10 protein-coding genes are annotated in these 11,293 nt (G+C 48.7%); 2 read left to right on the forward strand and 8 right to left on the reverse strand.

Annotation, left to right across the window (positions count from 1 at the left end; genetic code table 11):
- Positions 1 to 96 precede the first annotated feature (96 nt).
- Both recU and B0X71_RS11245 read left to right on the forward strand, forming a co-directional pair.
- Positions 97 to 720 carry a Holliday junction resolvase RecU gene (gene recU / locus B0X71_RS11240; RefSeq protein WP_077589494.1) on the forward strand — a complete coding sequence of 208 codons (624 nt, stop codon included), beginning with the start codon at positions 97 to 99 and terminating at the stop codon, positions 718 to 720.
- A complete protein-coding gene (locus B0X71_RS11245; protein WP_077589495.1) occupies positions 721 to 3,507 on the forward strand; it encodes a penicillin-binding protein 1A in 2,787 nt (928 codons plus the stop codon).
- Positions 3,508 to 4,539: 1,032 nt separating this feature from the next.
- On the opposite strand, the gene B0X71_RS11250 is transcribed toward B0X71_RS11245, so the two are convergent.
- From B0X71_RS11250 to B0X71_RS11285, 8 genes are all read right to left on the reverse strand, one after another.
- On the reverse strand, positions 4,540 to 6,024 hold the full coding sequence (locus B0X71_RS11250; RefSeq protein WP_077589496.1) for an aldehyde dehydrogenase family protein: 1,485 nt from the start codon (positions 6,022 to 6,024) through the stop codon (positions 4,540 to 4,542).
- A gap of 315 nt (positions 6,025 to 6,339) precedes the next feature.
- The gene (locus B0X71_RS11255) at positions 6,340 to 6,693 is read right to left on the reverse strand and encodes a YpoC family protein (RefSeq protein WP_077589497.1); all 354 of its coding nucleotides are present in this window, start codon (positions 6,691 to 6,693) and stop codon (positions 6,340 to 6,342) included.
- Positions 6,671 to 7,348 (reverse strand): endonuclease III, encoded by a 678-nt coding sequence (nth, locus tag B0X71_RS11260; protein WP_077589498.1) that lies wholly within the window; start codon positions 7,346 to 7,348, stop codon positions 6,671 to 6,673. Before nth ends, B0X71_RS11255 begins: the two co-directional genes overlap by 23 nt.
- A gap of 21 nt (positions 7,349 to 7,369) precedes the next feature.
- Positions 7,370 to 8,071, reverse strand: a complete 702-nt coding sequence (locus B0X71_RS11265) for a DnaD domain-containing protein (protein WP_077589499.1) — start codon at positions 8,069 to 8,071, stop codon at positions 7,370 to 7,372.
- A 26-nt stretch (positions 8,072 to 8,097) separates the two neighbouring features.
- Positions 8,098 to 9,393 (reverse strand): asparagine--tRNA ligase, encoded by a 1,296-nt coding sequence (asnS, locus tag B0X71_RS11270; protein ID WP_077589500.1) that lies wholly within the window; start codon positions 9,391 to 9,393, stop codon positions 8,098 to 8,100.
- 30 nt (positions 9,394 to 9,423) lie between these two features.
- Entirely contained in the window at positions 9,424 to 10,614 is a 1,191-nt protein-coding gene (locus B0X71_RS11275; RefSeq protein WP_077589501.1) for a pyridoxal phosphate-dependent aminotransferase, read from the reverse strand.
- Positions 10,615 to 10,629: 15 nt separating this feature from the next.
- Complete coding sequence (locus B0X71_RS11280) at positions 10,630 to 11,103, reverse strand: PepSY domain-containing protein (protein ID WP_156889864.1); 474 nt, start codon at positions 11,101 to 11,103, stop codon at positions 10,630 to 10,632.
- Between the two features lie 7 nt (positions 11,104 to 11,110).
- The gene (locus tag B0X71_RS11285; RefSeq protein ID WP_077589503.1) at positions 11,111 to 11,281 is read right to left on the reverse strand and encodes a YpmA family protein; all 171 of its coding nucleotides are present in this window, start codon (positions 11,279 to 11,281) and stop codon (positions 11,111 to 11,113) included.
- Positions 11,282 to 11,293 lie beyond the last annotated feature (12 nt).

The raw sequence follows: 11,293 nt of genomic DNA on the forward strand, positions 1-11,293 counted from the left end.
GCAGCCATCCCATGAAAAAACACAGGCCTGAAACCTTTAGCGCCGAATTCCGTCCACTGTCATGTGGTATGATAGAGGCAATGAGGTGAATCACAGATGGCAATCAATTACCCCAACGGCAAAAAATTTTCACCTGCCAACTCAAAACCTAAAAAACAGGTAAAAAAGGACTTTTCTTTCAGCAATCGGGGAAAGACACTGGAAGACGAATTGAATGAATCGAATGCTTATTATCTGGAGCGGGGATTTGCAGTCATTCACAAAAAGCCGATTCCGCTGCAGATCGTTAAAGTCGATTATCCGTCAAGGAGTTCTGCTGTTATTCGCGAGGCTTACTTCCGCACTCCGTCGACAACCGATTATAACGGCGTCTGGAATGGAATTTATATCGACTTTGAAGCAAAGGAAACGCGGAATAAAACGTCGTTTCCGCTAAAGAACATTCACGAGCACCAGGTCCGGCATATGGCACAGGTTATCCGTCAGCAAGGCAAAGCTTTTCTGATTATCCGTTTCTCTTCACTGGACAGATACTTTGTCGTGCCGTTTTCTCTGCTTGAGGACAGCTGGAACCGCATGATTGGCGGCGGCCGCAAGTCAATCGAACTTGCAGAAATCGAACAGGCCGGCATCGAAGTCATACCAGGCATGTATCCGCGCATCGATTACCTGCCCGCCTTTGAACAATTATACCGAAACGAAGAAAGCGAGGAACGATAAGTGAGTGACAGACCCACTTCCCGCGGAGAACGCCGGCGAGCGCCGGACACCCGCAACAGATCAGGCAACAGAAAAAACAACAGAAAAGGCAAGAAGCAACCGGCGGGCAGCATTCACTGGCTGCGAGTGCTCCTCTTAACAATATTGGCTATCGGAACATTGCTGTTTGTCGGCGGTGCCGGTCTCTTTGCTTTTTATGCCAGCAGTGCGCCGGAATTGGATGAAGAGCTTCTCCGGGATCCGATAACCCCCGTCTTCCTTGCGGCGGACGGTGAAACGGAAATTCCTTATATTACAGCAGAAATACGGGAATACGTGGAATATGAAAATATTCCGGCAGTGCTGGAAAACGCCATTCTTGCGACTGAAGATAACCGGTTCTACAGCCATTTCGGCATTGATCCGATCCGTCTCGGCGGCGCAGTCATCGCCAATATCACAGATGGTTTCGGTTCAGAAGGAGCCTCCACTATCACCCAGCAAGTGATCAAGAATTCCATCCTTTCTGGTGACAAGACACTTGAACGTAAAGCCCAAGAGGCCTATCTTGCATACCAGCTGGAGCAGGAATATGAAAAAGAGGACATTTTTGAAATGTATTTCAATAAGATTCTGATGTCGGGAAATATTTACGGATTCGGCACAGCTTCTGAATACTTTTTTGGCAAACCGGTAAACGAATTGGAACTTCATGAAGCAGCGCTGCTGGCCGGCATGCCCCAAAGCCCGAATAATTACAACCCATTTAAAAATCCGGAAGAAGCTGAACACCGGCGCAATGTTGTGCTGAGTCTTATGGAACAGCACGACAAAATTACAGAAGCTGAAAAAGAAGCAGCACAGGCAATTCCAGTCACCGAATCGCTGTTGCCGGAAGCAGAGCGGCCACAGCCGCCGGATGGTGACTATACAGCGTTTATGGAACTTGTCGAAGATGAACTGGAAAGCCTTGATTTTGACTTTTCCCTGAACGAAGGCCTTATCATCCATACGACCCTTGAGCCTGACGTGCAACAGACCGTCAACACTGTGCTTGAATCAGCCATTTTCTTCAATGAAGAAGTCGAATCGGCATTGACAGTCGTCGACACGGATACTGGAGCGATCCGCGCAATCGGAGCTGCCCGTGAATACAGCGGAGATGTCCGGGTGAATTATGCCACGTCACGGGACCGGGTGAATGGCTCCACCATCAAACCGCTGATCAGTTACGGACCGGCAATCGAATACTTGGACTGGTCGACCGGTCAGACGGTAGTGGATGAAGAAATCACCTACACAGACAGCGATCAGGTCATCCGCAATTTCGACGGCGACTACCTCGGCGAGATGACGCTGCGCGAAGCGCTGTACCGCTCACGGAATGTCCCTTCAGTGGAAACGCTGAAAGCGGTCGGGCCTGAACGCGTCTCGGAATTCACACAGAAATTAGGCCTTGATTTCGGAAATATTTATGAAGCGGCAGCACTTGGTGCGCCGGACAAGAAGATTTCCACGGTTGAAATGGCCGGTGCTTTTGCCGCTTTCGGCAATGGCGGTATCTATACAGATCCGCACACCATCACAAAAATCGTGACGCGCGACGGAACTGAACATATCGTAAAACCGGAACCTGTCGAAGCAATGGAAGAAAGCACCGCTTATATGATCACCGATATCCTGCGGGACGTGGTCAATCCGAACATCCAAGGGGCTACAGGCGCCACCGCTGCCGTATCCGGAGTGGATATTGCGGGTAAAACCGGCACAACCAACTACAGTCCCGCCGAGCTCGAAGATTATGGCTTAGCCACGAGTTTTGCGCCGGATATCTGGTTTGCCGGGTATTCCCCGGATTACTCGATTTCCGTCTGGAGCGGGTATCCGTCGAGAGCCAATGGGATCAATACGGATTTGCGCGAGGAACGGACACTTGCACAACGCCTTTTCAGCACAGTTATGACGCAGATTTCCGAGGGAGACGAGCAAGAGCGGTTTGAACAGCCGGAATCGGTTGTGGAACTTGAAGTTGAAGTCGGTTCCGATCCGCTTCGGCTTGCGAGCCGCTACACACCTTCTTCCCTCCGCAGCAATGAATTATTCGAGCGCGGTACGGAACCATCCAGTGTATCCAGACAGTACGTCCCGGTAGAACCATCTGCTCCATCAAATCTGCAGGCCGACGTCAATGAAGATGCACAATCGGTTACGCTTGACTGGGCCTTTAACGATGATAGAGACGGTGTCCGGTTTGCCGTATCAGTCAACGGCTCTGCACTGACCACTACTGAAAGTACCGAGTACACATACAGCGGTCTTGAACCAGGAACGACTTATACATTCAGTGTAGTCGCTGTGAAAGACGGAGAAGAAAGTGATCCTGCATCTGTAAGCGTACAGATTGCGGCTCCTATCGTTGAACCGGAGCCGGAAGAGCCGGTTGAAGAAGAACCGCCGGCTGAAGAATCGGAAACAGAGGAACCGGTGACGGAAGAACCGCCAACTGAAGAAGAACCGCCTGCTGAAGAACCGGAAACAGAAGAACCGCCTGCAGATGAAGGAGAAAATACCGAAGAACCGGCTGAAGGTGAAACGGCTCCTCCTGCCGAAGGCGGCGATAGCGGCTCCGGAACTGATGAAAATGCAGAAGGAGCTGGAAATGATCCGGCTTCCGATGAAGGAGAAGGCAATAATGCGGAAACACAGGCTTCCCAATCCTCCACCGGCAATTCTGATGATTCTGCTGACAGCAATGACACTAGCGAAACTCCTGCAGATAACAGCGAAGAAAATACCGAAAACCAATAAGACCTTATCTCTCCTGTTCCCGGAGAAGCATCGACTGCAAACAGATTCAGAACCATTTGAATCTGTTTGCAGTCTTTTTCATTTTATAGTTCGCTTACAGCAGCAATGGTGCTTGTTTCCTGATTGCAAGGTAAAGGCAGGAACCCGGCATTCACTGGAACGATATAATTTATAATACTACTGTTTACATAATACAATTATGATAAATTATATGCATTGATATTTTATCTTTAGTCCAAAACGCTTTTTTGCTCCGAATACTGGTGAATTTTTTTATATTAAGACTATGTTGAATGTCTCTGTTGATATTCCGCAAAACAGCTCCACTTTCCGCGGGCTTGCGCCGAACTAACTCGGGCTTTTAAGCCCGAGTGAATTTTGGCACTTCGCTTTCCCGCAGGAATTTCCGCTGTTTGCTCCATATTTTTTGCAGTTGAAAAAATGGCTCCTCACCAAAAAATGTACTTGATTTCTTTTCATCATAAAAGAAAGGATCAGTTCCTCACTGATTTCAAAAAAATAGGTTGTAATTAAACGTTATAGACGAAAGAGTGGAAGGCGGCGAAAATTGTGTGCTCCTGCATCGGTGCGCTCTTCGTCACAAAAATAGGGGCCGAATACTTCAGCCCCTATTCTTCCTGCGGGACTAGAGGTCCAGACGAGACCCCCGCAGGAGCAGAGGGTTTCATGCGACGAGTAACCGCAGGAGCAGAGGGTTTCATGCGACGAGTAACCGCAGGAGCAGAGGGTTTCATGCGACGAGTAACCGCAGGAGCAGAGCGACGAGGAGGCTTGGCGGACCGCCCGCAGAAAGCGTCTGTCTGAAGCGATTTCTTCCTATCAAGAACAGACTTTAGTGAAGAGCCGAAAAAATTCAATAGTATTCTTTAACAGAGCCTATATTAAACTAAAAATGCAGTTTCTTTAATGCAATATATATAACCACAAAAAACCATAGCTACTCCAAATTCACGGAGTAGTCTATGGTCGCTTTTTTGGTACGAGTAAAAACAGCAGTCTATACTTTGCAGTTTACTCAGGAATATGCGGCAAATCTTTCGTTTTCGGATTGTTGATGACGTGTTTATGGACGTAAGCTTCCAGTCCTTCTTCTCCATATTCACGGCCGATTCCGGATTGTTTGACACCGCCGAATTCATACCGTACATCGAGGCCTTGGATGGCGGCTGTATTGATCATTGTTGTGCCCGCTTCAATGCGCGCTGCCACTTCCATCGCTTCCTCTTCATCACCCCAGACAGAGCTTGTCAGTCCGAAAATACTGTCGTTTGCCAGTTCAACAGCCTCATCCACGTCTTCATACGCAACAATCGGCACGGTTGGCCCGAATTGTTCTTCTTTAACGATCCGGTCGCCTTGCTTGGCACCGGTCACAAGTGTCGGCTGCATGAAATACCCTTGTTCAAAGAGTTCAGGATCGAGTATTTTTCCGAGTTTTGTCACTTCAGCCCCATGCGACTTGGCATCATCGATCAATTCCTGGACAAAATCGACCTGTTTCTGATTATTGACCGGTCCGAGTGTTACTTCCCGGTTAAATGGATCTCCCACACGCACCCATTTATTGGCAGCTTCAATATACTTTTGTACGAACTCATCATGCATGGAACGCGGCACATAAATCCGCTTCGCAATCATACAGATTTCACCGGCTGTCAGGAAATTCGATACGACCATGCGGCGCATTGCTTTTTCATCATTTACATCAAAGCTTGGCAACACAATTGCCGGGTCATTCCCGCCAAGTTCGAGTGTCAGCTTTTTAATCGTCGGAGCAGCAGCCGCCATGATTTTTCGTCCTGTTTCCGTTCCGCCGGTAAATGCAATTTTCATGACCTTCGGGTTCGATGTGAGTTCGATTCCGACTTCCGCTTCCCCGTTCAGCACATTAAGGACTCCCGGCGGGAATTCCTGTGCAATAATATCCAGTACAATTGTGACCGCCAGCGGTGCAAGCGGACTTGGTTTTACCACAATGGTATTCCCTGCCAGCAGAGCAGGCGCCACTTTAATCGTTGATAACGAAATGGGATAGTTCCATGGTGCGATTGCAGATACCACACCAATCGGATCACGCTTGATAATCGTGCGTCCGTTCTCGTCTTCTCTTACGTCATCTCCCAATACATCTTTTGCGGTTTTGCAGGCATGTTCCATCCACATGAGTGATACGATCAGTTCACCTTCAGCATCGTAAATTGGTTTCCCATGTTCCCGGGACAGTACTTCTGTGATTTCTTTCTGCGAATCACGCAATTTCTGGATTGCACGTTCCATTCGCTCGATTCGTTCATCAAGTGTTGTCTTCCGCCATTCCTTGAATGCTTCATCTGCCGCATCAATTGCCCGGACAGCGTCCTCTTTTGTATTTAACGGCGCATAGCCGACAATCTCTTCGGGATTTGATGGATTCTCCCGTGTGATTTTATCTTTTGTCTCCACTTTCTCGCCATTGATCAGCGCATGTACAGTTAACGGATCTGTGGTCGTTGCCATCTCTATCCTTCCTTTCTGGTTCCACTTATTTTCTTTCATTTAAGTGATGCTTCCTCTCTTCCATTCCCGCATGTCCTGAGAAGTTAAACGTAGACTGCCTGTGCAGCTGTCAGCCGCTTGCGGAAATAAAATCAGATACAGAATAGAATGGATGATTTTTATTGGCTCTTCACCAAGAAATTCACTTGATTTCTTTTCGACAACAACTTGAAGCGATTTCTTTTTATCAAGTACAGACTTTGGCGGCGAGCCTTTTTATTTCTGTTCATAATTTGGTGGCCGACCTGCCAGACTAAAGAAGGGCTGTCCGAAAGGTCATGATCCATGACCTTCCGGAACAGCCCCTGCTCCATTTGCATTGTTTAATTGACTGCGTTTTACAGCAATTTTCTTTTTCATCTCTGAAAATAATTCATCCAATTGTCGAAACGCTGCATAATTCCCGGAATTTGCTTTTATGAAATGCAGCCGCTCTTTTCCATTAACCGGCATAAGATCATACTCCGCGCAATGCAGCAGCAGACACTCATATAAGGCTATGGCATCAGCAGCAGTGACTGCTGCCTGCCTGCTGCGCTCCCGGTGGAGTGAAATCAATTGCTCCCGGATTACTGCCCACTCAGCAAAAAAAGGCGCGATTTCATTCTCAGTCAATTTCTGTGACGGCATGCCATTTAACCAGTCCTTTTTTGTCCCGTTTCTGCCCTTCCCGGCACCGGTCAAACAACGGGCAAATGTGACATAACGGGCTCTGGGCTTTACAGTGGTAGCGTCCAAAGAAAATCATTTGATGATGCGCTTTTGACCATCGATCACGCGGAGTTTTCTTCATGAGGGTTTCTTCGACTTCCCGCGGCGTATCCTTCCAGCGGCAGACACCGAGCCGTTTTGATACGCGTTCGACATGCGTATCCACAGCAAGGGCCGGCACGTCAAACGCAACGGACACGACAACGTTGGCCGTCTTGCGTCCAACACCCGGCAGCTTCGTCAGCGTATCCCGGTCCTCCGGCACCTCCCCGCCGAATTCATCTATCAGCATCCTTGAAAGGCCCTGGATGTTTTTCGCTTTATTGCGGTACAATCCAATGGACCGGATATCCAGCTGAAGCTCTTCCACAGGCACAGCCAAGTAATCTTCCGGCGTCTTATACTTCTCGAATAATGCAGGCGTCACTTTATTGACAAGCGCATCTGTGCATTGAGCTGACAGCAGTACCGCAATCACCAGTTCAAACGGATTGCTGTGAACGAGTTCGCAATGGGCATCCGGAAACAGCTCATCCATTTCATCCAGACATGCCATCCATTCGGTTTTGTTCATCTCTTCACCTCACCTCGCCGCCTAGTTCCGATCTTCGAGCCAGTTATAGAACTCCACTTTTTTCGCATTGCCCTGAACCGGAAGCGCATGGATGTTCTTCTCCCGAAACGACAGCGTATGCTTGGAGACATCTGTTGAAGATTTTATATTTTTCTTTTTCCACTCGAACAATATCCGGTCTATGTAGCGGAGACTCATTTTCTGTGACAGTACCGCTTCTTTCAGCGCCATCCGGATTACATCCGGTGTATGGCCATCCTGGTCAATCCACATTGTAATCGTTTCCGATTCGAGCGGCGACAGGAAACGGCCGAATTCCTGTTCAAACAGCTTGAAGATTTCACCCTCCATGTTTTTTTGCTCTTCTTCTTTTCCGGCTTCTTTTTCCCGGTGCAGGAAATCCAGCAATTGATCCCACAGCGGCTGAAGACTCATCTTCTCCGTAAGAATGCCGTCTTTTTCTTCCTGTTCAATCGCCAGGAAATTCCGTTGCATGAGATTTTGCAGCATTCCGGTGATTGTGTTCTGAGCCGATTGCATGCGTCCTGAAATTTCATCAGGTGTCGGAAACGGGTTTCCCGCCTGCTGAAACGCATGAACGTGCATGAGCAGCATCGCTTCGTCATCTGAAATTTTCAGTTCCTTATAAAACTGAAAAAAAAGCTGGGAAATGTTCACATTTCCCTGCTCAATCCAGGTGCGAAGCCGGTCACGCTGTTGCATATCCGACTCCCCCTTTTCTTTCTGTATTATGGATACAATCTGTTCAGCAGGCGCGGGAACGGGATGGTCTCGCGGACATGTTCCGCTCCGCTGATCCAGGCAACTGTCCGTTCCAGTCCCAAGCCAAATCCGGAATGCGGAACTGCTCCGTACTTCGATAATTCCAAGTACCATTTATATGCTTCTTCATCCAGTTTATGCTCTTCGATCCGTTTCTTCAATAGGTCGAAATCATGAATCCGCTCAGAGCCTCCGATGATCTCGCCGTAGCCTTCCGGTGCGATCAGGTCTGCACAAAGCACGACATCATCCCGTTCCGGGTGCGGCTGCATATAAAACGGCTTAATGCCGATTGGGTAATTCGTAATGAATACCGGCATATCGTAACTTTCTGCAATAGCGGTTTCATGCGGTGCTCCGAAATCATCACCCCATGAAATATCGTCGAATCCGTTATCATTCAGAAACTTGATCGCATCGTCATAGGAGATTCGCGGGAATGGCGCTTTGATCTTCTCAAGCTTTGTCGTGTCCCGCTCCAGCCGTTCAAGTTCCAGCGGGCAGTTTTTCAGCACGGACTGGATAACGTGCGCCACAAACTGCTCCTGCACTTCCAGGCTCTCATGGTGCTCAGTGAATGCCATTTCCGGTTCAATCATCCAGAATTCAATGAGGTGCCGCCGTGTTTTTGATTTTTCAGCCCGGAATGTCGGACCGAACGAAAATACTTTGCCAAGCGCCATAGCTGCCGCTTCCATGTACAATTGTCCGGACTGGGACAAATAGGCATCTTCTTCAAAGTATTTTGTTGCAAACAACTCGGAAGTGCCTTCAGGTGCAGACCCGGTCAAAATCGGCGGATCCACTTTAACAAACCCGTTCTCATTGAAAAACTCATAAGTCGCCCGGATAATTTCATTGCGGATTTTCATGATGGCGTGCTGTTTACGCGAGCGGAGCCACAGGTGTCGGTTGTCCATCAGGAATTCTGTCCCGTGCTCTTTTGGTGTAATCGGAAAATCAACCGCTTCGTGGATGACTTCAATTCCGATGACAGCCAATTCATAACCGAATGAAGAACGGGTGTCTTCCTTTACTTCGCCGGTGATATACAGAGAAGTTTCCTGCGTCAATGCTTTTGCCTGCGCGAAGACTTCTTCTCCGACTTCGGCTTTCACAACAACGCCCTGTACAAATCCTGTTCCGTCCCGCAGCTGCAGAAATGCAATTTTGCCGCTTGACCGTTTGTTCGAGAGCCAAGCCCCGATTTTTACTTGTTCGCCGGCATGCGCCGGTAATTGTGCTATTGTAATTTTTTGCATAACTTCATAATCCTCCACATATAAAATTCATCATTTCTGCCATTTTTCTTCTGTGAATTGGTGAATCCGGTTTACCGCTTCTGTCAGCTGGTCCATTGAGGTGGCATAGGATAGACGAATCGTATCCGGTGAACCGAATCCGGATCCCGGAATGACAGCAACATTCGCCTCGGTCAGCAACGCTTCAGCATACTCATCCACCGATTCGTATCCGGTCTTTTGTGCGGCTTCTGATACGTCGGGTAACAGGTAAAAGGCGCCCTGCGGCTTTAGCAGCCGGAATCCGGGGATAGCTGCAACTTTAGGATAAATGGCTTCCAGCCGCTCTTCAAAAGCCGTCCGCATGGTTTCTACTGCATCCTGCGGACCTTCATACGCTTCAATGGCAGCATATTGGGATGTTGTGACCGGGTTGGAGGTAGAATGGCTGGCCAAATCCGTCATGGCTTTGATGACTTCCCGGTCGCCTGCAGCATAGCCGATCCGCCATCCGGTCATCGAATGGGATTTAGAGACGCCGTTGACGATAATTGTCCGGCGCTTGGCATCTTCCGACAATTCAGCAACCGACACATGCTCAACAGCGCCGTAAAGAAGTTTTTCGTAAATTTCATCCGACACAATCCAGATATCCCGTTCCCGGCATACTTCAGCAAGTTCCTTCAGTTCCTCTTTCGTATACACCATGCCGGATGGATTGCTCGGGGAGTTCAGAATGACCGCTTTTGTCCGGTCTGTCACTGCGTTCGCCAGCTGCGCTGCAGAGATCTTGTAATCGCTGTCCGCAGTCGCTGTTATGTAAACCGGCTTTCCCCCTGCCAGTTTGACCTGTTCAGGATAACTCACCCAGTAAGGAATCGGAATGATCACTTCATCGCCTTCGTTCAGCAGCACTTGAAACAGTGTATATAAAACATGCTTTGCGCCGATTCCGACCATGATTTCACTCGCTTCATAAGTCAGTTTCTGATCCTGTGCAAGTTTATTGATAACCGCTTTTTTCAGTGCCGGCAGTCCGCCTGACGGTGTGTATTTTGTGTGACCGGCTTCCATGGATCTTTCAGCCGCCTGCAGGATATTATCCGGTGTATTAAAATCCGGTTCTCCCGCTCCCAGGCCGATCACATCCGCTCCCTGCGCTTTCAATTCCTTCGCTTTCGCCGTAATGGCAAGCGTTGAAGATGGCGTTAATGCCTTCACGCGCTGTGCTAATTTTCCCACTGTTGTCCGCTCCCTTCACAAATTCAGTATCCGTTCCCGCCATGAACCGTCTTCTGCACTGATATAAACATAATTCAAGCGACCGTCGGCTCCTTTGAATGCCACTTCCCACACCGGGCCTTCCGCACTTGGACCCAGCCGGACATGCAGCACTTCCGCCCCTTCAGCTTCCTCCAAAGCAGCAGCTTCCGCTTGCGCTGCAGTGACAGTTCCCTGAAGCGGAAAAACAGTCATTTCGCCATCTTCAGGAACAAAGACAGCCAGCCGTGCGCCATCCGGTCCCTTTCCAATAACAGTGACTGTCTGTGAACTTCCGTTATAAATCGTTGTTTCCTCAACTTCCATAAGAAGCTGCCCAGACAAGGCTTGTTCTTCAGCTGCCCGTTTTGCGTCAGTAAACGGCATAACTGCCGAGACTGCAATGACAATCCCGGCAACAGCCGCAAGCAGCAGTAAAAAGGCGCCAACGAATTTCATCCACCACGCCATCCGCATACTACGTCCGATAAATCGTAAAAACGGCTTTTTCTTTGTCGTCTTTATCAAGGGCCAGGCCAAACATGAGATCGTCATCTTTCAATGTCCGGTTCAGCGCATCCACAACCTTGTATAAATCAGGCTGATAATCGACAGTAATTGTAGAAAGAACTTCTATTTTCGATTCCATTTGTATCCATCC

The organism is Planococcus lenghuensis, assembly GCF_001999905.1.
GTDB classification, from domain to species: domain Bacteria; phylum Bacillota; class Bacilli; order Bacillales_A; family Planococcaceae; genus Indiicoccus; species Indiicoccus lenghuensis.